This is a genomic window from Streptococcus sp. ALY_208 (assembly GCF_058314295.1).
Window position 1 is genome coordinate 407,725 of the sequence record NZ_JBZFUI010000001.1, and the last position, 21,008, is coordinate 428,732.

Here is a 21,008-nt window from a genome sequence, read left to right on the forward strand (position 1 = left end):
TTTTATTCGCATGGACGATTTTCTGGGTAGGATGGTATGTTTTTACCTCAATTAGTAAGCTTACTCTGCCTTGGAAAAAGTTATTACCAGTATCGATACTTTCTTCAGCTATCATTTATTTATCTTTTGAGAGTGGGACGATTGCTGACTCTTTGCATCTACTCTTAATTGCCTTTTATTTCTTTAGGCATGAATCTAAGTGGAATTTGCTCTTCTATGCTTTTTATACCACAGTTATGGTGGAATGCTTACTTTGCCTCTCGTATGTGATCGTTTTTGGACTGAATACGGATGCTAATACTATTGTGATCAGTGCCCATCCTTATTATGAGCTTTTATTTGCGAATATGTTTGCCATCTTTGAATATTGGGCGATCAAAACGATCTTCAATCTGAATTTTAGGACGATGACAGATAGTAGCAATGCAAGTGTTAAGAAGTTTATTCGTCATGTGACGGTTTTCTTGATTATTGCTTATTATTTTATTGTGATGGTTTATCTGTTTCACTTTTTAGATCTTCATGTTTTTCCCTGGTTGGATAAGAATCGGATCAAGGTCATTTTAGGAAGTGTTTTCGGTGTAGCTATGTATCTATTTGGTTACAGCCGCTGGGTACGCCGCAATATGAATAAGGAAATCGAAAATGACCGTCTCATGCATATTAAAAATTTGGAGACCTATAATCGTCGTGTTGAGTCCCTCTACGATGAGCTGGGTGATTTTAAGCGTAACTATCAGAGCATTTTTGAGCAGTTAGCCAAAAGTATTGCCAATCGGGATATAAAGTCGACACAGCAGATTTATAATGATTTTCTGGGAGAGATCGATGATAAAACGCTGTCTAGTCGTGGAGATATTGGTAAGCTGTCTTCTATCCATATCTCTCCCATTAAGAGTATGATTTCGTCAAAAATTGTAGTCGCTCAAGATGCTGGTCTAGAAGTATCGATTGAGGCACCAGATGAGATTGAATCCATTTCCATGAATGTAATTGATCTTGTGACCTTGATTGGAATTCTATGCGATAATGCTATAGAAGGGGCTGTAGAATCTGAGGAAAAAACATTGGGGGTTGCTCTTTTCACAGTTGGAAATCAGCATTTCTTTGTGGTAGAAAATTCTACCAAGGAAGAGCAAATTCCTATCAGCATGATATTTGAGGAAGGCTATTCTTCAAAAGGGCCTAATAGAGGTATTGGTCTATCGAATGTTGAACGTATTATTTCTAAGTATGATAATGTTAGCCTGTCTACTGTTTCAGAGGATTATCTCTTTCGTCAAACCCTATCTATTACTGAGCCGAAATCAAATTAAAAGAGCCTCAGGCTCTTTTAATTTGAAGTGGCTTGAAGTGATTTTGCTCCTATGACTGTTTTTATGAGCATGAGTAGGTATCCTGCTAAGATATAAAAGGTAGCTAAGATAAGGGCAAAAGTAAGTACATATGCCCATCCCTTATGCTGAACATCTAGAAAGAAATAAGGAAAAGGGCTACTATCAGCTCCTGGTACTTGGAGTTTAAAGATTAGGCCATTGATAATCGAGAAAAAGGCGTAAAAAATTGGTAGAATTGCCCATTTAAAGGGATCAGTTAGGCGGTAGCTGCTTCTCTTATCAAGGATCAATGTATCTAGAATCATAGCTAGAGGTGCGATATAGTGGACCAAGAAATTCTTAAGATTCCAATAGTCGTGATGGCTTACCAATGGGGCCAGGAGAAAATGATAGACTAAAAATGTTAAGGCGATAGCAAGAGTAATACCTGCCTTGTAGCGTAAGAGAAGAGGGTGATGGTTGATACTTTCCCTACGAGATTCATAGTAGACAAAATAGAAAAAACTCATGAAGACTAGGATATTGGAAAGGACAGTGTAATAGAGGAGCATACCAGGACCACTTTCATAGAGCTGAAGACTCACTCCGGTTAGACCGACTAATCCCATGAGTAAGCGGTAAAATTGTGTTTTTGACATATTTTTCCTTTTCTAGAGTATTATTATGACTTCCATCATATCATAAAGCCTGTATAGATGACTTGCCTTGTGATTATAAGATGATAAATCATATGCTTGCTGATCCTTGGCTTAAGGCTTTCTCTTTGCTGGAGACGAGAAGCAGACAGGATTTTTTCAAGTAGATGTGCTATATTAGTACATCATAGGGGGAGAAGAGCAGATGGGAACGATTCTTGATTTTGTTAGCATATTTGGTGAGAGATCTTTTGAGGATCATCCCTTATCCCTTGTAGATATGGCGGTGATCAATGAGCTGAGTTACTTGCCCTTAGGAGAGATAGAAGAAGCAAAAGAGCAAAGAGATGGGTATTTAGTCAAAGACGCATTGGTGTCTTTGCAGGCACAAGATAAACTATCCTATACTTACACTAGAAATAAAAGTCGTGTTAGCTTGCTTGAAGCTGTTGCCCAGTCTTTTCGCTATCGGAGCTTGAGATTTTCTCAATATGTCAGTGTGATCGATACTGTTTATGAGAAACAATTTGCTGCTGTTCTTTTTACTCTTCCTGAGCTAAACTATCGTCAGGTGTGCTTTCGGGGAACAGATGAGAGTTTTATTGGTTGGAAAGAAGACTTCAAAATGACTTATATGAGCGAAATTCCAGCTCAAAGGCAGGCAGAGTCTTATTTAAGGGAGATTCTGAATTTGTATCCTGAAGATTCCTTTATCCTGTCTGGCCACTCCAAGGGTGGTAATCTGGCTCTTTTTGCGGCAGCTCAGCTAGATCCTGCTCTTCAGAAACGTTTGCCTTATCTCTTGCTGTTGGATGCACCGGGACTTCATGACCGTCTTTTGACGAGTCCTGGTTATGATCGTATCCGTCATAAGATTTGTGCGCTGCGTCCCAAGGATTCTGTTGTAGGGAGTATGTTAGGAAATGATGTGGCTGGCATTTTTTTGGAGAGTAGAGGGTTAGGTATCTCACAGCATAATGTTATGTCTTGGGATGTTGAGGAAGGTAATTTTGTCTTGGCTGCTGGTGGTCAGAGTGAATGGAGTCATGCTCTTGAAGTCACTTTCAGCCAGTGGACACAGAGTCTCGGTAAGCAAGAGCTCAAGATTTATTTTGATACTGTTTTTGATTTATTTTTAGAAAATGATCTAGAGACTATCGATGATTTTCAGGCAAATTTTTTTAAAAATGTGGCAACCATTCTTAATAGCTTAGGAGAACTTTCAGAAGATAAGCGCCGTATCTTGACTCAATCCACTATCAAATTGATTAATATTTTCCTAAAATCTCGTGCTGATCAATTTGACTTACCCAAATTGCCTGATTTTGATAGTTGGCGCATGTTTTAACGGCTAAAGATCAACATTAGGTTGTGTGTTATAATATTGGCATTACTAAAGATGTAAAAATAGGAGTAAGGATGAATATTAAAAAAGTTAGCGAATTGACCGGTATGAGTGCCGATACTATTCGTTATTATGAAAAAATAGGAATACTGCCTCATATCAAGCGCAATCGAGCTGGCGTTCGAGAGTTTAGTGAGCATGATATTGAGATTATTCACTTTGTACTTTATTTTAAAAAAGCAGGATTTAGTGTTGATGCTCTCATTGAGTATGTCAGCCTGCTTCAAGCGGGGGATCATACTGTTGAGGAGCGCTTAGCTCTTTTGATTGATCAAAGAAGGGCACTTCAAAAGCGGATAGATGACCTTCATGAAGCCATGGAGCATCTTAACTATAAGATTGATCATTATGAAAATACAATACTGCCAAGAGAATATGAGCTTTTTGAGAGAGAAAAAAATATAAAAGATTAGGCTAGTTTACTTAATGATAAAGACAGGGTGTTATGGCTGAAGTAAAAAAATATTTTCAATAGATTAAAAAAAGTATTGACAGGTCATAAAAGAAGTCGTAGAATATTGGCATATCAGAAAAGTACCTTTTGAAAGTTTTCAGGGAGTCTGTGGTGATTGTGAACAGATAGCGGACATGGGGGAAATTGGGCTGATAGTTCGTATGGAAATAAGCAATAGTTTTCAGGTTGGCACCCCTTACCGTGCAGCTCCTTGTTAGAGGAGTTAGAGATAGCAGAAATGCTTTGATAGTATTTTATCTGCTAAATGAGGTGGCACCGCGTTATCTTAGATATCGTCCTCACATCCTTTTGGGATGTGAGGTTTTTTATTTCCAGAAAATCGAAATGATATGGGTGTGCACCCCTTACCGTGCAGCTCCTTGTTAGAGGAGTTAGAGATGGCAGAAATGTTTTGATCTGCTAAATGAGGTGGCACCGCGTTATCTTAGATATCGCCCTCACATTCCTTAGGGAGTGTGGGGGCTTTTTGTTTACTAAATGGCAGATTGAGCTGTGTCTGATAGTTATAGAGATATAGGAGGAGAAATGATATGAGAAGGATTTTACCGGCTGATACCCTTACACCAATTTTGGCTTATATGAGGGTTCATGGGGAGCACAAGGTGATCTTGGAGTCTATCCCACGTGAAAAGGAGACAGCCCGCTTTTCCATTGTTGCTTATAATCCTGTCTATGAGATTACTTATGATAAGGGTAAGCTGCTTAATAATGGCCGTATTATCGAGCAGGATCCATTGGATTATTTGGATGGTCTGACGGTAAAAGGCCATGCTAATGACCTTCCTTTTGCTGGAGGTGCTATTGGGTTTGTGGGTTATGACATGGTCAGTCTTTACGAAAATATTGGATCTATTCCTGAGGATACCATTGGGACGCCAGATATGCATTTCTTTGTCTATGAATCTTATATGATTTTTGATCATAAGACGGAGAAGGTTCACATTGTGGAGGATAATTGCTACAGCTATAGAAGCATGGAAGATCAAAGTCAGGCCATGCAGGCGGTCATGACGGATTTACAGACGCCAAGGAGTGATGAGCTCGCTGCACTTGATATTGAGCCTTTGCATTTTACTAATCATATTCAAAAGGAGCAATTTGAGAGGATGGCTCAAGCCGCTCGTGATCTCATTCGTCAAGGTGATATGTTCCAATGTGTGCTTAGTCAGCGTTTCTCGGCAGACGTTAATGGTGATCCCTTTGATTATTACCGCAACTTGCGCGTGACCAATCCTTCCAATTATCTTTATTATTTTGATTTTGGTTCCTACCAAGTCATTGGTGCTAGTCCTGAAAGTCTGGTGTCGGTTAAGGACGGGACTGTGACGACGAATCCTATTGCTGGAACTCGACCACGTGGTCACAAGGAACAAGAAGATATTGCCTTGGCTAAGGAATTGGCTACAGATAGCAAAGAAATGTCAGAGCACCGTATGTTAGTTGACTTGGGGCGAAATGATATTGGTAAGATTGCACGTGTCGGCAGTGTCTGCATTACTAAACTAATGGAAGTAGAATATTTTCGCTATGTTATGCATCTGACTAGTGTCGTCAAGGGTGAACTATTGCCAGGACTGACAGCTATAGATGCTCTCAAATCAACCCTACCAGCTGGTACAGTATCAGGAGCCCCGAAAATTCGTGCTATGACCCGCATTTACGAAATGGAAAGTGAAAAACGAGGGATTTATTCAGGAGCTATCGGTTATTTGTCTGCTTCGGGGAATATGGATTTTGCGATTGCGATTCGCACCATGATTCTCAAAAATCATAAGGCCTATGTCCAAGCTGGGGCAGGCATTGTTTATGATAGTATACCGGAAAATGAATTTTATGAGACGATTAATAAGGCTAAAGCGATGACTAGAATTGGAGATTACTAATGATTTTATTAATGGATAATTATGACTCGTTTACCTATAACTTGGCTCAATACCTAGGAGCATTTGATCAAGTGGAGGTGGTCAGAAACGATGCAGCTGATATAGAAACAAGGGTAATAGCTGCAGATGGTGTGGTCTTTTCACCGGGTCCAGGATGGCCAGCAGATGCAGGGCAGATGGAGAGAATCATTGCTAAGTATGCTAACTGCAAACCCATGTTAGGCATTTGTCTTGGTCATCAAGCCATAGCAGAAGTTTTTGGCGGGAGACTTCGGTTAGCACAAGAGGTTATGCATGGTAAGCAAAGTCAAATGAATCTTCAAGCTCAAAGCCCAATCTTTCAGGGAATGGAAGCAGAGATGCCTATTATGCGCTATCATTCGATTGTGGTCGATCAGCTGCCAGAAGATTTCCTAGCTCTTGCTAGGACAAGCGATGATGGGGAGCTTATGGCTATGCAGCATCGCAGCCTCCCTATTTATGGCCTGCAATATCATCCAGAAAGCATCGGAACGCCGGACGGTCTAAAGATGATTGAAAATTTTGTCACTATTGTAAATAATCAAAAGAAAGGATAAGCTATGTCAAAACTTACAGAAATGTACCTCAACCTCAGTCACCATAAGGATCTCTCACAAATGGTAGTCAGGGACTTATTTACAGATATTCTTCAGGGAAGACTCACTGAAAGTCAGATCGCAGCTTTTCTGATGGGGCTCAGTGTCAAAGGAGAGACCAGTGATGAGATTACTGGGATTGTTCAAGCGCTCAAGGCACATGCTCTTGTCCTGCCTGAATCTTTTACTGATGCCATGTGCAACTGTGGTACTGGCGGAGATCGGTCTTATAGCTTTAATATTTCAACGACAGTGGCTTTTGTCCTAGCTGCTGGTGGGATCCGACTTGCTAAGGCAGGTAACCGCTCTATTTCATCACGCTCTGGGTCGGCAGATGTCCTTGAAGCTCTCGGTATTAATATAGCAGCTAGTCCTGAGACTTTAGCTAGAGCGCTGGATCAGGTAGGGATAGCCTTTATTTTTGCTCAGAGTGTCCATCCAGCCATGCGCTTTATTGGTCCGGCTAGGCAAGCGCTTGGTATTCCAACGGTTATGAATATCGTAGGCCCTTTGGCTAATCCTCTTGATCTAGAGACTCAGATGATGGGGATTTATCGGGTTGAGCTTCAAGAGATCGCTGTAGAAGTTATGCAGAAGTTGGGCCGTAGCAGAGCTTTAGCTATTACAGGTCCCGATCAGATGGATGAGGCTGCTCTTTATGGGACTAATACTTATACTCTTTTAGATAAGGGCACGATCAGTAGAGGGCAGTTTACCTATAAGGACTTAGGTATGCCAAAGGTTGAACTATCGGATATTCGTGGAGGAGATGCTCAGGAAAATGCTCAAATTCTGCTCAGTGTGCTTAAGGGTGAGCCAAGTCCTTATTTAGAAACCACTGTTCTTAATGCTGGTCTTGGCTTTTATGCAAATGGGAAGACTGATAGTATCGCATCTGGTATTGCCCTTGCTCGGCAAGTGATCGCAGAGGGCAAGGCGCTAGAAAAACTTAGTCAACTTCAGGAGGTTCAACAATGAGTCAAACCTTTCTTCCAAAAATTCTAGAACAAAAGGCTCGTGAAGTGGCTCAGATGACAGTCGAAGAAGTGGGCACGCTTCGTTCAACTTATTCCTTGTATGAATTTTTAAAGAAGCATAGTAAACGGGTTCAAGTTATTTCTGAGGTAAAGAAAGCTAGCCCGAGTTTAGGGGATATTAACTTAGCTGTTAATATTGTTGATCAGGCTAAAATCTATGAAAATGCTGGGGCAGCTATGATCTCAGTATTGACAGATCCTTCTTTCTTTAAAGGAGATATAGCTGATTTACGTGAGATCTCTAGGAGCGTAACTATTCCGACTCTAGCCAAAGACTTCATCATTGATGAAAAGCAAATTATCCGCAGTCGTAATGCAGGAGCGACGGTCATTCTTTTAATTGTAGCAGCGCTTAGCAAGGAACGCTTGAGCCAACTTTATCACTATGCCAGGTCTCTTGGTCTTGAAGTTTTAGTAGAAACTCACAATGAAACGGAGTTAGCCCTTGCGCATGAGCTTGGTGCTCAGCTTATCGGTGTCAATAATCGTGATCTAGTAACATTCGATGTCACCATTGAGACGACTAAGCATATGACTAGAGACTTTAAAACCGATCCTGTTTATATCTCTGAGTCGGGTTTCTTTACGCCTCAAGATGTGGCTCAGGTTGCCCCCTTTGTCCATGCTGTTTTGGTGGGAACCGCATTGATGACATCAGGGGATGTTGCAAGAACGTTGAGGGAGTTGCAAATTGACAAAGGTTAAAATCTGTGGCTTGTCCACTCCAGAGTCTGTTGCCTGCGCTGTCCATGCCGGAGCAGATTATATCGGCTTTGTTTTTGCCAAGAGTAAACGTCAGGTTACTTTGGCTCAGGCCCATCAACTGGCAAAAGAAATTCCTCTTACTATCAAGAAAGTCGGTGTTTTTGTTAGTCCTAGCCTGGAGGAATTGCAATCTGCTATCAATCAAGTGCCGCTAGACCTAGTTCAAATTCACGGCGTCTTTGATCCAAGTTTTGCTGAGGCTATTACTTGTCCGATTATTAGAGCTATAGCTATCGAGAAGGGACAAAATCCTCAATATCAGTTGGGAGCTGACTACCTGCTTTTTGACGCTCCAGTTGCTGGATCGGGTCAGAGATTTGATTGGCAGTCTTTGGACATAGCTCATTTAAAACAGCCATTCTTTATAGCAGGAGGACTGAATATCGACAATGTTGCAAGTGCTATCCGGTATTTTCATCCTTATGCTGTTGATGTATCAACCGGTGTAGAAACGGATGGCCAGAAAGATTTAGATAAGATAAAACGATTTATAGAAAGTGTGAAACAATGACTTATCAAGGACCAGATACTAAGGGATTCTTTGGATCTTATGGAGGACAATTCGTCCCAGAAACGCTTATGACTGCTATTATTGAGCTTGAAGCAGCTTATCGGGAGGCTCAAAAAGATCCTTCTTTTCAAGCGGAGCTCGATTCCCTTTTGAAGGATTATGTTGGTCGGGAGACTCCGCTTTATTACGCTGAGCGCTTGAGTCAGCATATTGGTGGTGCTAAAATCTATCTCAAACGTGAAGATCTCAACCATACAGGAGCTCATAAAATTAATAATGCTCTTGGCCAAATTCTTCTTGCTAAGCGTATGGGTAAAAGCAAGATCATTGCAGAGACGGGAGCTGGTCAACATGGTGTTGCAACAGCTACAGCTGCAGCTCTTTTCAATATGGAATGTACGATTTATATGGGAGAAGAAGATGTCAAGCGTCAATCTCTGAATGTTTTTCGTATGGAATTACTGGGGGCTAAGGTCCATGCTGTCAAGGATGGTTCACGAGTACTGAAAGATGCAGTAAATGCAGCGCTGCGTGCTTGGGTTGCTCAAATTGAGGATACTCACTATGTTATGGGATCTGCTCTTGGTCCGGCTCCCTTCCCAGAAATCGTCCGTGATTTTCAGTCAGTCATCGGCCGTGAAGCTAAGCAACAATTTGCAGCTATTTCTAATGGTCAACTGCCAGATGCTGTTATGGCCTGTATCGGAGGAGGATCTAATGCCATTGGTCTCTTTTACCCCTTTGTTGATGATGAATCAGTTGCCATGTATGGTGCAGAAGCAGCAGGACTGGGTCTGAATACAGAGCACCATGCAGCTACTTTTGCCAAGGGGCGTCCAGGCATTCTTCACGGTGCTCTTATAGATGTCCTTCAAGATGCGCATGGTCAGATTATGGAGGCTTTCTCTATTTCAGCAGGTCTTGACTATCCTGGTATTGGGCCAGAACACTCTCACTTTAAAGAACTAGGCCGTGCTAGCTACCATGCTATCACAGATCAAGAAGCCTTAGAAGCTTTCCAGCTCCTCTCTCGTTTGGAGGGAATTATACCTGCTCTTGAGTCGAGCCATGCTATTGCCTTGGTTCAAAAGATCGCTAAAGAAATGTCACCTGATCAATCCATCATTGTTTGTCTATCAGGGCGTGGGGACAAGGATGTTGTTCAAGTTAAAGAGCGCTTGGAAAAAGAAAATTAAAGGAGGTAAGGTAGATGATCAAGACCTTAACACAGAGTTTAGAAGCGATCAAGGCAGCAAAAAAAGGTATTTTTATCCCCTATATCATGGCTGGTGACCATGAGCGAGGACTAGATGGTCTTTTAGAAACCGTCAGTTTTTTGGAAGATAACGGAGCTTCAGCTATCGAGATTGGCATTCCATGGTCTGATCCGGTTGCGGATGGTCCTGTCATTGAATCAGCGGGGCAACGCAGCCTGTCTAAGGGAACGACACTGACAGCAGTGTTAGAAATGCTCAAAGGGAAGAAGACTCAAGTTCCTCTAGTTATGATGACTTATTTTAATCCTGTTTACCAATATGGGATTGAGCGTTTTGTCCAAGATTTGGAGGATACCCCTGTCAAGGGTCTCATCATTCCTGATCTTCCTCATGAAAATGAAGACATGGTTAAGCCTTATTTACAGGGGACAGATGTTGCGCTTATCCCTCTTGTCAGTCTAACAACTGGAGAAGAACGTCAAAAGTTGCTGCTGACAGATGCTGAGGGCTTTGTTTATGCTGTGGCCATCAATGGGGTTACTGGTAAGACAGGTCTTTATAGCGATGATCTGGATAGTCATCTAAAACGTCTCTGCCAGCTAGCTAATATTCCAGTTTTGGTGGGGTTTGGTGTTTCTAGTACAGACGATATTGACCGTTTTAATGCAGTATCTGATGGTGTTATTGTTGGTAGTAAGATTGTCGATGAGATGAACAAGCGAAAAATGGCTGATATTGCTAAGTTTGTGCAATATGGTAGTCAGCTGGAGAAATGAAACTTTTTAAGTAATATAAGTTTGAAAATACTAAAAATACTTGCAAAAAATAATATTTCTTATATAATTTTTAAAGGGCAGAGATAGTTATGATTATTTTAAGGAATGGATAATTGGGCTAACTAATTTGATTAGTATGACTAGTTAGCCTATGGATAAAGATAAGTGAGAGGGGGAGCTGTAGACTTCCTCTCATATCTTAACGAGCAAACTTATAGAAAGAGATAAGGTATGACACAAGAAGAATGGTCAGAGCAGTTTAATGCTCTCAATGGTCGTTATCCAACAGCTGATGAATTACAATTTGGACTGGCACAAGGTTTCTATACGGATAATTCTATGGCAGCTGCGTCTTCAACTTCGAGCCAATCAGCTGACTTTGGTCAAAGCCCGCAACCAGGTGCTGCTGCGATTTCAGCACAGCTCCCAACTGCTGAGCAATGGGTGCAAGAATTTTTCGAGCGCAATGGCCGCCAAGCGACTGAGCAGGAATTTCAAGAAGCCTATCAGCAAGGCTTATTTCAATCAAATAGCCCTAAAAAAACTTTCAATGCGAAACTCTTTTACCAACTGCTTGCTATTGCAGCTTTGGTTGTTTTAGCGATTGCTGCAGCTTATCATGGGATGTCCTATGATAAGGATGATCCAAAGTTTGAAACCCTTTATCGTAATCAATATTGGTTGCTTGCTCAAGGAGGCCTTTTTGCCATCTTCTGGAATGCCTTACAATTTTATAGGCAATATGGCTTGAGTCAAGTTTATGATAGTGCTACTCAGAGCTTTTTGGAATCAGCACGTCGGACGTGGTTAATCAGAACTGGGTTTATTCTTGCCTTGGTTTATTTCTTTATGCACCTTGTTTTGGCCTATGTTGATGTGACAATAGCTCATTCTGGTTACGAGAATTCGATTTATCAGTTCTTTAATGCAGGTTTTGATAATCAATCCTTCATAACCATTGTTATGTCAGTCTTTATCCTCGTTATGATGGCCATGCTCTCTCCACGTTGGGAGCAGGTTCGCTTAACCAAAGCAAAGCTTGCTTCTCCTTCTAAATTGTCTTTCCTAAAACGTCTCAATATTTGGTGGTCTCTTGGGATGGCAGGAGCAGTGATCTTTCTCTTTCTTCTTACGGTAAATATCTATAATTATGTAACCTTGAGCGGTGAATGGCAGCCCAAAAATACAGAGCTTTTTGAAGATCTTGAGGTTGATGATACTTATCTTCATATTGAGGGTAAGAAAATTCATGGTTACATTGTCGATGATGATTATGATTCTGATGACTATAAAGAAGATAGTGACGATGACTCTGATTCCGATTATGACTATGATGATGACTACGATTCCGATTATGACTATGATGATGACTACGATTCAGATTATGATTACGGTGATGACTATGATTCTGATTACGACTCTGATTCTGATTCCGATTACGATTCTGATAACTTACCTTATTTTAATTACGACTATATCGACGGTAATATCTCAATATCTGATAAACGTATTCGACAAAAGAGAGATAAAGGCAGTGGGTATGAAGCCTATTACACAGCCAGTAAGGAGAAAATTACTTATCGCAAAGTTGATGGAAAGTTAAAGATTAAAATTGGTGATCAACTTACAGCGACCTATAGCAAAAAACGAGATCTTTTCCATCTCTTCTAGCTTTAGGGTTCAAAAGGCTGGGGAATTCCCTAGTCTTTTTTGCATTAGAGGTGCTTTCTGTAAAGTCTATGTTATAATAACGAGGACAGCATTGGTAAGAAGAGGAAAACTATGTCAGAAGATATGATTGATGTGGAACACTATCATCAGTTGGCTTTACAAAAGCAAAAAGAGCATCGCAAATTTTTAGAGCGTTTGCGCAAAAAACCACCAAAACATTTGGATAAATTGACCAAACGTTTACATGAAGAGGTTTTTGAAGAGATTGATTGCACCAAGTGCGCTAACTGTTGTAAGGCCTTGGGACCTGATTTAACAGAGCAAGATATCATACGTATGTCAAAGCTCTTTCGTATGAAATTACAGACTTTTGAGTCTACTTACTTACGTATCGATGAAGATGGCGATAAGGTCTTTCAAGGGATGCCCTGTCCTTTTCTAGGCGGAGATAATCTGTGCAGTGTTTATGATTCTCGTCCCAAGGCCTGCGCTGCCTTTCCTCATACGGATCGAAAGAAATTTTATCAAATTAATCATTTGACACTTAAGAATACTTTGATTTGTCCGGCTGCCTATCTTTTTGTTGAGAAACTTCGCCAGGAATTGGAGTAGAGCGGTGCTTATCAGACATTCGTGCTTTTATTTAGCAGAACGTCTATGCTTAATCTGATTTTGAATATAGTTATTGGTCGCTATTGGGGGAGGTAGATTGTCAGTTGAGGTTGTTTGTCAGGAGCCTTATCATTTGGAGGAAATATATGGAAAATTTTGATATCAGGAAGTTGCAGTGGACTAGAGAGCCCAAGAGCTACACGATTTCTCCGGAGGAAATTACTATTACAACTCAACCTTGTACAGATCTTTGGCAAAAGACCTATTACCATTTTGTTAATGATACAGCTCCGGTACTACAGATGATGACTGACGAATTGTACTTTTCCTTTACGGTCAAAACGGAGTTTTGGGATAGTCGGCAGCGCTTTGACCAGTGTGGGATTGTTCTCTATCAAGATTCTGAAAACTGGCTCAAGGGTTCTATTGAGTATGAGAATGAGGTCTACGGGCATTTAGGATCTGTTGTCACTAATCATGGTTATTCTGACTGGGCAACGAGGGAAATCTCAACCGAGAATAAGTATATGTGGTATCGGTTGAGTCGACGTGGTAGCGATTATTGTATTGAGAGCTCTTTGGATGGTGTGAGATTTGAGCAAATGCGCATCTGTCACTTACATGCAGGTGATGGTCGTGTCCGTTTTGGTGTCTATGCTTGTTCACCGGAAAATTCTAGTTTTACTGCTAGATTTACCCATTTCCATTTAGGAGAATGTCAATGGAAAGCACATGATGGTCAACAGCCTGATTGAAAATTATAAAAACACTTCTGATCCTAGGTTACTAGATGCTAGCAGAAGTGTTTTTTACTATCTTCTTTATAGATAGGCTTTTACGTTATGACACATTTGTATTAATTGATAGCCGAGTAATCATTTTTGTAGTAGTGGTAAGATCGCTTTTATGGAAGAAGTGTGGGAGTGTGCTGGGTGAGCACCTGAGAAGTGTAGATCATTGACAATTTCAGCATGTTATTTTACTATTTAATTGAATAATATAGGAGTCAATAATATGCAGGAAACAATTAATCATTATAAAACTAATCTATACAAGGCTTTATCTCATTTGACCAAAGGATTGGGTAGTGAGAAGCGGATTGAAATTTTAAATATATTATCACAAGGCCCTAAATCGGTAGAGGGGATTGCACAAGCAACTGGCCTTTCGGTTGCCAATACGTCACGCCATCTTCAAGTGCTAAAAGACAGTCATTTAGTAGTGACGCACCGCAATGGAAATTATATTCGTTATAGTTTGGCTTCAGAAAAAGTGGCTCAGCTTATCCTTTTAATGTTTGATGTAGGTGAGGAGCAGCTTGCTGAAGTTCGTGCTATTGAGAAAGATTATGATCTAGCAGCTGGAGTTAGCCAACTAACTTTGGATAAGGCAGTGGAGATGTCTGAGCAGGCAGATGTTGTCTTGGTTGATCTTCGACCAGCTGAGGAGTTTGAAGCTGGGCATCTGCCACGAGCGCTGAATCTACCAATTGATGAGTTTGCTCAGAGAAAAGCGAAGCTGCCAAAAGATAAAAAAATTATCCTCTACTGTCGTGGTCGTCAGTGTGGTTACGCTAATCTGGCTGCTCAAGAGTTACAGGAGATGGGCTATCAAACTTTTAGCCTTAATCGAAGTTTTGCAGATTGGAAATGGGGCACAGGTTTAGCCATCAAATAAGTCAATGTAAAAAGTAGTTTGCCAAAAGGTCAACTACTTTTTTTAGTACAGTTGAGCAAAACAGTTGACCTTTTATTGGAATATGCTATAATTCAATTATTCAATTAAATGATTGAATATAAAAACGATATTATTTTTTAAAAACTCTATTCAACAAAATGATTGAATAGAGTGGAGGAGGCTATTATGACAAAACAACTAACAACTGAAACTTTTGCACAAGAAATCCAGGCTGGTGTCACATTGGTAGATTTTGGTGCGACCTGGTGCCCACCATGTAAGATGATTGAGCCAGTCGTAGAAGAGTTGGCGCAGGAATTTGACGGAAAAGCCAGCGTGACTAAGGTTGACGTCGATCAATCACCTGAGCTAGCCCAATTGTTCAATGTTCGTTCCATCCCTACCCTTATTTTCTTTAAAGATGGAAAGCCGGTCGATGCAACAATCGGTGTTCAATCTAAAAAAGTTCTGGCCGATAAGTTGGCCAGTCAATTATAGGAGAAAGCTATGTACGATGCGATTATTATTGGATCAGGACCTGCCGGATACACGGCAGGGATTTATCTGAGCCGTTCTGGTTTAAAGAATCGATTAATTTCAGGGTATTCTCAGGGAGGTCAGTTGACAACGACAACTCTAGTTGAAAATTACCCTGGTTTTAAAGAAGGTGTAGATGGTAATGAACTTGTTGAAAGCATGCGCCAACAAGCCGAGCAATTTGGGACTGAAATGACCTTTGGTTTGGTTGAAAATATTGAAGGAGACGTTTCCCCATTTACCATACATCTGGATAATGGAGAGGCCCTTCAAACCAAAGCGGTCATTATTGCGACAGGTTCCAGTGCTAAGTACCTAGGAATTCCTGGCGAAGAAGAAGTGATTGGAAAGGGTGTCAGTGCTTGTGCGACCTGTGATGCCTTCTTTTATAAAGAACGCGAAATTGTCGTGGTCGGTGGAGGTGATGTTGCCATGGAAGAGGCGGTCTTTCTAACCAAGTTTGCTTCCAAGGTGACCCTTGTGCATCGTCGAAAAGAGTTGAGAGCATCAGATATTATGGTTCAACGGGCAAAAGCCAATGATAAGATTGATTGGATGCTCAACTACACCCCGCTTGAGGTTCAGTCAGACATGCTAGGTATGACTGGACTTGATCTCAAAGATAACGAGACGGGAGAAGTGGTTCACCTTAAGGCAGATGGTTTGTTTGTAGCTATCGGTCATCATCCGAATACCGAGTTTTTACAGGGTAAGCTCGCCTTGGATGATAAGGGCTATATCAAAACAGAACCAGGAAATTCAAAGACAACAGTAGAAGGTATTTATGCAGCAGGTGATGTCCAAGATCCTAAGTATCAACAGGCGATAACATCAGCTGCTAGTGGTGCCATTGCTGCTCTAGATGTTTTGGAGTATCTCAACCAATGACTCAAGATAGTGTCACATCAACTTTGGAATTAAACGAACTTGTCTCAGCGACAGCTCGTCTTGCGCTCTTAGTCTCTGCCAATCAGTGCAGTCTCTCTCCCTTAGGGCAAAGAGCCTTGATGAAAGAAGCAAGAGACCGTAATCTCCCTCTTTATCAAGCAGATATATTTCAAGTCCCTAAACTGATTTCCTTATACGGACTAAATCCAAACCAAGTCAGTTTACTCATCTTTGAGCAGGGGCAGTTGGTGGCAAAGGAGGTTGCCTAGTATGGCTAGAAAAGCACTCAAGCAAGCTAAGAAAAAGAAATTCGCTGTACAAGAGTACAGCCGTTGCCAATCCTGTGGGAGACCTCATGCTGTCTACCGCAAGTTCCAACTCTGTCGGATTTGCCTACGTAGCAATGCTTATAAAGGATTGATTCCAGGATTGAAAAAAGCATCCTGGTAACAAGAAAGGAATTATCAATGGAAATTAGTTACTGGTCCGATATTGCCTGCCCATTTTGTTATATCGGTGCAGCTCGTATGAAACGGGCGATGAGAGAAGTGGGATTAGATGCCTATGATTTGGAAATGAAGGCCTTTCAATTAGATTCCAATGCGCCTTTAGAAACTGACGAAACCATGCAAACCCAATTTGCGGCCAGCCACGGGATGACCCAGGAGCAAGCCAAATTGCAATTTGAGCACATGGCTGCTATGGGTGAGGAGGAAGGCTTGCACCTAGATGTTGCTGGTGCTATTCCAACCAATACCTTCTCAGCCCACCGTTTAGTCAAATGGGCGCGCAAACGCTTGTCTAAGGAAGATCACCAAGGCTTGATCATGAAGCTCTACCAGCTCTATTTTGTAGATCATGTCTCAATCGCTGATAAGGAAGTCCTTGTCGCCGCTGCGACAGCAGTCGGTCTGCCAGCTGATGAGGTTTCAACTTTTTTAGATGGAACAGAGTTTTCAAGTGACGTGAAACAAGATATTCTTGAAGCTCACCAATCAGGTGTGCAAGGAGCACCCTTCTTTGTGATTAATCAGAAATATGGTATTTCCGGTGCTCAGCCCTATGACTATATGTTAGCAGCCCTTAAACAAATCCAAGCAGAAGAAGGAGAGGTTTAGAATGAAAGAATTTAAATTAGATCTTTTTGACGCAACTAGCGCCAATGAAAACGGCCTTGGTCTTGTCTGTGGTATCGATGGGTGCGCCATTGATCCAGGATTACTAGAGCCAGTTGACGCTACCGATGACTCTAATCAGGATAAGGTGATGGACTAATGGAACTATCTGTGTTAAATTTGGTTCCCTTACGAACAGGCCAAACTTACAAGGAAGCAATGGATGATATGGTAACCTTGGCCAAACAAGTGGAATCCTATGGTTATAAACGTTACTGGATAGCTGAACACCATAACAGCAACATGATTGCAAGTAGTGCCACTCAGTTACTCATCCAAAGAACACTGGACCAGACTAAGGCTATTCGTGTGGGTTCAGGAGGGGTCATGCTACCCAATCATAGTCCCTATTTGGTTGCAGAACAATACGGTACGCTAGAGACCCTCTACCCTGATCGTGTTGATTTAGGCTTGGGCCGTGCTCCTGGGACAGATATGCAAACAGCAAGAGCTATCCGCCGATCCGATGATTTAAATCCGGATTTTGAGACAGATTTACAAGCCTTAGCTAGTTATTTTAAAGATGAATCACCGGTTCATGCCTATCCAGCAGCAGGCTTGGATATTCCATTTTATATTTTGGGGTCTAGTACAGACTCTGCTTACCTAGCTGCTAAGCTGGGACGTCCGTATGTCTTTGCGGCGCATTTTGCACCAGCCATGATGGAAGAGGCGATTAGGATTTACCGTCAAAATTTCCAGCCATCGGACAAGCTAAAAACTCCCTACGTTATTTTAGCCTTAAATGCCATTGTGGCAGAAACAGATCAAAAAGCCCAGAAATTAGCCACCAGCCAAACTCAGACCTTTCTAAATATTATTACCAATAGCCATCAGGGTCTCCAACCTCCAAAGGAAAGTGATGATGAGGTCTGGCGTAACTATGTCAAAGCTGAAAAAGTTCCTCACTTTGGCCCAGTCGCATTCGCTAGGGAAGACCTCATTTACCGTGAGAAAGCAACGGTTAGACAAATGTCAGCAGTTACTCTCTTAGGCTCTCCCGAGACAGTCTCTCACCAGCTGGCAGATCTACAAACTAGACTAGCATTTGATGAAATCATGGTGAATAGTTTTATTTATGATCAGGATGCCCAAGCAAAATCTTACCGCCTGCTAGCTGAGCTCGTACAAAAAGGTGTCAAGTAACATGGATAAAAAACGAATTGAAGCCTTTTCAGATGCTATTTTAGCCATTATAGTGACCATCATGGCCTTGGAGCTACAGTTACCAAAAGAACTGACGATTTCAGGGTTTCTTGAAATTCTCCCAATGCTTTTTGTCTATATCGCTAGTTTTTTACAAATTATGACAGTTTGGCTGTATTACCATGAGCTGTTCCAATCACTGGATCAGATGAGTTTTCGGGTCTTTGGTGCTAATAGTATCTGGTTACTGGCTGCTAGCCTAGTCCCTTTGGCAACCCGGGCTGTAGGACAATACAGCGATAGTTTTGCAGCTCTAGTGTTTTATCTGATTGTGTTAGCGTTATGGGATCTGGCTTGGCTCCTTATGACAACCGTTTTACTAAAGACGACCACTAAGCAATTAACGAATAAAGAACAACAGGCTCCCTATCGGTGGGCTAAACTTTATGGACTACAATTGCTCATTATTCTTGTCATTAGTTACCTCTGGCCTACTTTTATCCCATTTGGTCCCTTACTCATGATCGTTAATGTGATTTATGGCTTTTTAAGTAATCGGCAATAACCCTAATGATTTATCTATCAAAATGAGGTTGAGACAAGTTCTCAGCCTTATTTATTTAGTCAATTTATTTGCTAGGCGGAGTGGTTAGATATCTTTATCTTGGGGCATACTCTCATTGTTTATGTTTTAAAATGGTTGAGGCTAGTCAGTGGCTTTAGATTAGGTTGGGAGTAGTAGACTTTTCATTATTTATAAAGAATGTTTTTGCTTGATTTCTTGGATAAATGCTTTCACGGCATGTGACTGTGGCTTATGACGCTTCCAAATCATATTTAAATGAATGGTAGGGAGCTTCCCCACTAGAGGGATAAATGCTAAAGTGCTGTTGGGATTATTAGTATCAATCAATCCAGACCAGGCTATGGCAATGCCGATACCTGTTTCAACCATCAAACTAGCATTGAAGATGAGATTATAGGTGGCAACGATTTTTGCTTTAGGGATCTGATTGGTGAAAAAGTCTTGTGATCCAGACTGATTGGAAACAATCAAGGGATAGGAAGATAAGTCTTTTAGCCTTAGCGTAGACTGTCTGGCTAGCGGATGTGTTTTAGGGAGTAGTACTCCCCAATATTCCTGCGTTGGCAACGATAAACTCTCATATAAAGAGCCATCAATATCTTGAGAAAGGATACCTAAATCTAAGATACCAGCATTGATTTTCTCGATAATGTCATCTGCATTGGCACTATAGAAATCAAAGTGAACATCAGGATAGGTTTCTATGAAAGCCTTGGTAGTCCTTAAGATGGTTTGGATGGAGCGACTTTCTGCAGAGCCTATTGTTATGGTGCCAGAAATAGGACCTTTATCTACTAGGTTGCTGGTTGTTTTGCTGACAAGAGACAATATGTCAAGGGCACGATTGTAGAGATAATGACCATCTTCGGTTAGGGTAACTTCTCGACTGCCACGGTGAAAGAGTTTAGTCCCTAAGTCATCTTCTAAATGTTTGAGTTGACGTGATAGAGTTGGCTGAGTGATGTGACATTTTTTAGCCGCTTTTGAGATTGATTTTTCTTCTGCAATCGTAACAAAATACTGTAAGACACGAATTTCTATCATTTTTCACATTTAACTCCCATTTTTATTTAGTATATCATGGATAGTTGAAATATGCTTTAAAGGCATAGAATGTATATGATATAGGTATTTGTCCTAGAAGCGAAAAAAGCGTATACTGAGCTTGTACAGAGAAGCGAGGAGGAAATAGTCATGGTCATTAATTCCTTAACATTGTCTAGCGGGAATAGCATTCCCACACTTGGGCTAGGAACATGGCTTTTGTCAAATGAAGAGACTGAAAAAGCAGTGCTATCTGCTATTGAAGCTGGCTATCGTCACATTGATACAGCTCAGGCTTACGAAAATGAAAAGGGTGTCGGAAGGGCTATTAAAGCATCTGGTCTTGCGCGTGAGGAGCTATTTATTACAACAAAAATCGCAGCTGAGCATAAAACCTATGAGGCTACACTTAAAAGTTTGAAGCAATCCTTAGCGCAAGCCAATCTAGATTACTTTGATTTAGTGCTGATTCACAGTCCTCAGCCTTGGGTGGAGGTCAATCAATCAGACAACCGCTACTTTTCAGAAAATCGAGACGTTTGGAAGGCTCTGGAAGATGCTTATAAAGATGGTCTAGTCAAGGCTATTGGCGTGTCTAATTTCTTACAAGAAGACCTGCAAAATTTACTAGATCACGCAGAGATCAAGCCAATGGTCAATCAGATTCTTTGCCATATTACCAATACTCCTAGAGACTTGATTGCCTTTTGCCATGCCAATGACATTGTCGTAGAAGCCTATTCTCCAATTGGTCACGGTGCCGTCCTCAAACGCCAAGATATCCAGTCGATTGCGGCGCAATATGGTGTGAGTGTCGCTCAACTGTGCTTGCGCTATGATTTGCAGTTAGGCTTGGTTGTCTTGCCAAAAAGCGCCAATCCTTCCCATATTAAAAATAATGCAGAACTTAATTTTGTCATTTCTGATGAAGACATGGAAATGCTGAAAAACTTGGATCCGATTGAGAATTATGGAGAGGATAGCTTTTTCCCTGTTTTTGGTGGAACATTATAA

25 protein-coding genes are annotated in these 21,008 nt (G+C 41.2%); 23 read left to right on the plus strand and 2 right to left on the minus strand.

All coding sequences use genetic code 11. The features are described 5' to 3' along the window. Positions 1-236 precede the first annotated feature (236 nt). Positions 237-1,316, plus strand: coding sequence for a GHKL domain-containing protein (locus tag AC4HAI_RS01985; RefSeq protein ID WP_491078399.1), 1,080 nt, complete (start codon positions 237-239; stop codon positions 1,314-1,316). 17 nt (positions 1,317-1,333) lie between these two features. On the opposite strand, the gene AC4HAI_RS01990 is transcribed toward AC4HAI_RS01985, so the two are convergent. Further along, positions 1,334-1,975 (minus strand): Pr6Pr family membrane protein, encoded by a 642-nt coding sequence (locus AC4HAI_RS01990; protein WP_491078400.1) that lies wholly within the window; start codon positions 1,973-1,975, stop codon positions 1,334-1,336. A gap of 202 nt (positions 1,976-2,177) precedes the next feature. Between AC4HAI_RS01990 and AC4HAI_RS01995 the strand changes: the two genes are divergently transcribed. The 21 genes from AC4HAI_RS01995 (at position 2,178) to AC4HAI_RS02095 (ending at position 18,929) form a co-directional block, all read left to right on the plus strand. After that, positions 2,178-3,320, plus strand: coding sequence for an Mbeg1-like protein (locus tag AC4HAI_RS01995; RefSeq protein ID WP_491078401.1), 1,143 nt, complete (start codon positions 2,178-2,180; stop codon positions 3,318-3,320). 71 nt (positions 3,321-3,391) lie between these two features. Then, positions 3,392-3,790 (plus strand): MerR family transcriptional regulator, encoded by a 399-nt coding sequence (locus AC4HAI_RS02000; RefSeq protein ID WP_491110209.1) that lies wholly within the window; start codon positions 3,392-3,394, stop codon positions 3,788-3,790. A 592-nt stretch (positions 3,791-4,382) separates the two neighbouring features. After that, the gene (trpE, locus tag AC4HAI_RS02005) at positions 4,383-5,735 is read left to right on the plus strand and encodes an anthranilate synthase component I (RefSeq protein WP_491110211.1); all 1,353 of its coding nucleotides are present in this window, start codon (positions 4,383-4,385) and stop codon (positions 5,733-5,735) included. Further along, entirely contained in the window at positions 5,735-6,313 is a 579-nt protein-coding gene (locus tag AC4HAI_RS02010) for an anthranilate synthase component II (protein WP_491110213.1), read from the plus strand. Before trpE ends, AC4HAI_RS02010 begins: the two co-directional genes overlap by 1 nt. Positions 6,314-6,334: 21 nt before the next feature. Continuing rightward, positions 6,335-7,330, plus strand: coding sequence for an anthranilate phosphoribosyltransferase (gene trpD, locus AC4HAI_RS02015; RefSeq protein WP_491110277.1), 996 nt, complete (start codon positions 6,335-6,337; stop codon positions 7,328-7,330). Beyond that, positions 7,327-8,094 carry an indole-3-glycerol phosphate synthase TrpC gene (trpC, locus tag AC4HAI_RS02020; protein ID WP_491110214.1) on the plus strand — a complete coding sequence of 256 codons (768 nt, stop codon included), beginning with the start codon at positions 7,327-7,329 and terminating at the stop codon, positions 8,092-8,094. Before trpD ends, trpC begins: the two co-directional genes overlap by 4 nt. Continuing rightward, complete coding sequence (locus AC4HAI_RS02025; RefSeq protein ID WP_491110215.1) at positions 8,081-8,665, plus strand: phosphoribosylanthranilate isomerase; 585 nt, start codon at positions 8,081-8,083, stop codon at positions 8,663-8,665. Before trpC ends, AC4HAI_RS02025 begins: the two co-directional genes overlap by 14 nt. Then, positions 8,662-9,861 (plus strand): tryptophan synthase subunit beta, encoded by a 1,200-nt coding sequence (gene trpB, locus AC4HAI_RS02030; protein WP_491078407.1) that lies wholly within the window; start codon positions 8,662-8,664, stop codon positions 9,859-9,861. The genes AC4HAI_RS02025 and trpB overlap by 4 nt, the downstream gene beginning before the upstream one ends. Positions 9,862-9,875: 14 nt before the next feature. Next, complete coding sequence (gene trpA / locus AC4HAI_RS02035; RefSeq protein WP_491110216.1) at positions 9,876-10,658, plus strand: tryptophan synthase subunit alpha; 783 nt, start codon at positions 9,876-9,878, stop codon at positions 10,656-10,658. 231 nt (positions 10,659-10,889) lie between these two features. Next, complete coding sequence (locus AC4HAI_RS02040) at positions 10,890-12,329, plus strand: hypothetical protein (RefSeq protein ID WP_491110218.1); 1,440 nt, start codon at positions 10,890-10,892, stop codon at positions 12,327-12,329. 111 nt (positions 12,330-12,440) lie between these two features. Next, positions 12,441-12,941 carry a YkgJ family cysteine cluster protein gene (locus tag AC4HAI_RS02045; protein WP_491078410.1) on the plus strand — a complete coding sequence of 167 codons (501 nt, stop codon included), beginning with the start codon at positions 12,441-12,443 and terminating at the stop codon, positions 12,939-12,941. 146 nt (positions 12,942-13,087) lie between these two features. Next, positions 13,088-13,696 (plus strand): DUF1349 domain-containing protein, encoded by a 609-nt coding sequence (locus AC4HAI_RS02050; protein ID WP_491110219.1) that lies wholly within the window; start codon positions 13,088-13,090, stop codon positions 13,694-13,696. 259 nt (positions 13,697-13,955) lie between these two features. Beyond that, positions 13,956-14,618, plus strand: a complete 663-nt coding sequence (locus AC4HAI_RS02055) for an ArsR/SmtB family transcription factor (RefSeq protein ID WP_491110220.1) — start codon at positions 13,956-13,958, stop codon at positions 14,616-14,618. 171 nt (positions 14,619-14,789) lie between these two features. Continuing rightward, positions 14,790-15,116, plus strand: coding sequence for a thioredoxin (gene trxA, locus AC4HAI_RS02060; protein ID WP_491078413.1), 327 nt, complete (start codon positions 14,790-14,792; stop codon positions 15,114-15,116). Positions 15,117-15,125: 9 nt separating this feature from the next. Further along, positions 15,126-16,043 (plus strand): thioredoxin-disulfide reductase, encoded by a 918-nt coding sequence (gene trxB, locus AC4HAI_RS02065; RefSeq protein WP_491110221.1) that lies wholly within the window; start codon positions 15,126-15,128, stop codon positions 16,041-16,043. Further along, positions 16,040-16,312 (plus strand): hypothetical protein, encoded by a 273-nt coding sequence (locus AC4HAI_RS02070; protein WP_491110222.1) that lies wholly within the window; start codon positions 16,040-16,042, stop codon positions 16,310-16,312. Before trxB ends, AC4HAI_RS02070 begins: the two co-directional genes overlap by 4 nt. Before the next feature lies 1 nt (position 16,313). Beyond that, positions 16,314-16,493: a type Z 30S ribosomal protein S14 gene (locus AC4HAI_RS02075; protein ID WP_491110223.1), complete on the plus strand. Its 180-nt coding sequence runs from the start codon at positions 16,314-16,316 to the stop codon at positions 16,491-16,493. 17 nt (positions 16,494-16,510) lie between these two features. After that, positions 16,511-17,161 (plus strand): DsbA family oxidoreductase, encoded by a 651-nt coding sequence (locus tag AC4HAI_RS02080; RefSeq protein ID WP_491110224.1) that lies wholly within the window; start codon positions 16,511-16,513, stop codon positions 17,159-17,161. 1 nt (position 17,162) lies between these two features. Then, a complete protein-coding gene (locus AC4HAI_RS02085) occupies positions 17,163-17,318 on the plus strand; it encodes a hypothetical protein (protein ID WP_491078418.1) in 156 nt (51 codons plus the stop codon). Beyond that, positions 17,318-18,364 (plus strand): LLM class flavin-dependent oxidoreductase, encoded by a 1,047-nt coding sequence (locus AC4HAI_RS02090; protein ID WP_491110225.1) that lies wholly within the window; start codon positions 17,318-17,320, stop codon positions 18,362-18,364. The genes AC4HAI_RS02085 and AC4HAI_RS02090 overlap by 1 nt, the downstream gene beginning before the upstream one ends. A 1-nt stretch (position 18,365) precedes the next feature. Then, positions 18,366-18,929, plus strand: coding sequence for a TMEM175 family protein (locus tag AC4HAI_RS02095; RefSeq protein WP_491078420.1), 564 nt, complete (start codon positions 18,366-18,368; stop codon positions 18,927-18,929). A 189-nt stretch (positions 18,930-19,118) separates the two neighbouring features. On the opposite strand, the gene AC4HAI_RS02100 is transcribed toward AC4HAI_RS02095, so the two are convergent. Beyond that, the gene (locus AC4HAI_RS02100) at positions 19,119-19,994 is read right to left on the minus strand and encodes a LysR family transcriptional regulator (protein ID WP_491078421.1); all 876 of its coding nucleotides are present in this window, start codon (positions 19,992-19,994) and stop codon (positions 19,119-19,121) included. Positions 19,995-20,144: 150 nt separating this feature from the next. Here AC4HAI_RS02100 and AC4HAI_RS02105 point away from each other — a divergent pair, with 150 nt between their 5' ends. Continuing rightward, positions 20,145-21,008, plus strand: a complete 864-nt coding sequence (locus AC4HAI_RS02105; RefSeq protein ID WP_491078422.1) for an aldo/keto reductase — start codon at positions 20,145-20,147, stop codon at positions 21,006-21,008.

Coding starts and splice junctions, on each gene's coding strand:
- trpC (WP_491110214.1), top strand. CDS start 7,327: ATGAGTCAAACCTTTCTTCCAAAAATTCTAGAACAAAAGGCTCGTGAA.
- AC4HAI_RS02085 (WP_491078418.1), top strand. CDS start 17,163: ATGAAAGAATTTAAATTAGATCTTTTTGACGCAACTAGCGCCAATGAA.
- AC4HAI_RS02040 (WP_491110218.1), top strand. CDS start 10,890: ATGACACAAGAAGAATGGTCAGAGCAGTTTAATGCTCTCAATGGTCGT.
- AC4HAI_RS01985 (WP_491078399.1), top strand. CDS start 237: ATGGTGGAATGCTTACTTTGCCTCTCGTATGTGATCGTTTTTGGACTG.
- AC4HAI_RS02010 (WP_491110213.1), top strand. CDS start 5,735: ATGATTTTATTAATGGATAATTATGACTCGTTTACCTATAACTTGGCT.
- AC4HAI_RS01990 (WP_491078400.1), bottom strand. CDS start 1,975: ATGTCAAAAACACAATTTTACCGCTTACTCATGGGATTAGTCGGTCTA.
- trpB (WP_491078407.1), top strand. CDS start 8,662: ATGACTTATCAAGGACCAGATACTAAGGGATTCTTTGGATCTTATGGA.
- AC4HAI_RS02070 (WP_491110222.1), top strand. CDS start 16,040: ATGACTCAAGATAGTGTCACATCAACTTTGGAATTAAACGAACTTGTC.
- trpD (WP_491110277.1), top strand. CDS start 6,335: ATGTACCTCAACCTCAGTCACCATAAGGATCTCTCACAAATGGTAGTC.
- AC4HAI_RS02090 (WP_491110225.1), top strand. CDS start 17,318: ATGGAACTATCTGTGTTAAATTTGGTTCCCTTACGAACAGGCCAAACT.
- AC4HAI_RS02105 (WP_491078422.1), top strand. CDS start 20,145: ATGGTCATTAATTCCTTAACATTGTCTAGCGGGAATAGCATTCCCACA.
- trxB (WP_491110221.1), top strand. CDS start 15,126: ATGTACGATGCGATTATTATTGGATCAGGACCTGCCGGATACACGGCA.
- AC4HAI_RS02050 (WP_491110219.1), top strand. CDS start 13,088: ATGGAAAATTTTGATATCAGGAAGTTGCAGTGGACTAGAGAGCCCAAG.
- AC4HAI_RS02000 (WP_491110209.1), top strand. CDS start 3,392: ATGAATATTAAAAAAGTTAGCGAATTGACCGGTATGAGTGCCGATACT.
- AC4HAI_RS01995 (WP_491078401.1), top strand. CDS start 2,178: ATGGGAACGATTCTTGATTTTGTTAGCATATTTGGTGAGAGATCTTTT.
- AC4HAI_RS02045 (WP_491078410.1), top strand. CDS start 12,441: ATGTCAGAAGATATGATTGATGTGGAACACTATCATCAGTTGGCTTTA.
- AC4HAI_RS02075 (WP_491110223.1), top strand. CDS start 16,314: ATGGCTAGAAAAGCACTCAAGCAAGCTAAGAAAAAGAAATTCGCTGTA.
- AC4HAI_RS02080 (WP_491110224.1), top strand. CDS start 16,511: ATGGAAATTAGTTACTGGTCCGATATTGCCTGCCCATTTTGTTATATC.
- AC4HAI_RS02100 (WP_491078421.1), bottom strand. CDS start 19,994: ATGATAGAAATTCGTGTCTTACAGTATTTTGTTACGATTGCAGAAGAA.
- trpA (WP_491110216.1), top strand. CDS start 9,876: ATGATCAAGACCTTAACACAGAGTTTAGAAGCGATCAAGGCAGCAAAA.
- trpE (WP_491110211.1), top strand. CDS start 4,383: ATGAGAAGGATTTTACCGGCTGATACCCTTACACCAATTTTGGCTTAT.
- AC4HAI_RS02095 (WP_491078420.1), top strand. CDS start 18,366: ATGGATAAAAAACGAATTGAAGCCTTTTCAGATGCTATTTTAGCCATT.
- AC4HAI_RS02055 (WP_491110220.1), top strand. CDS start 13,956: ATGCAGGAAACAATTAATCATTATAAAACTAATCTATACAAGGCTTTA.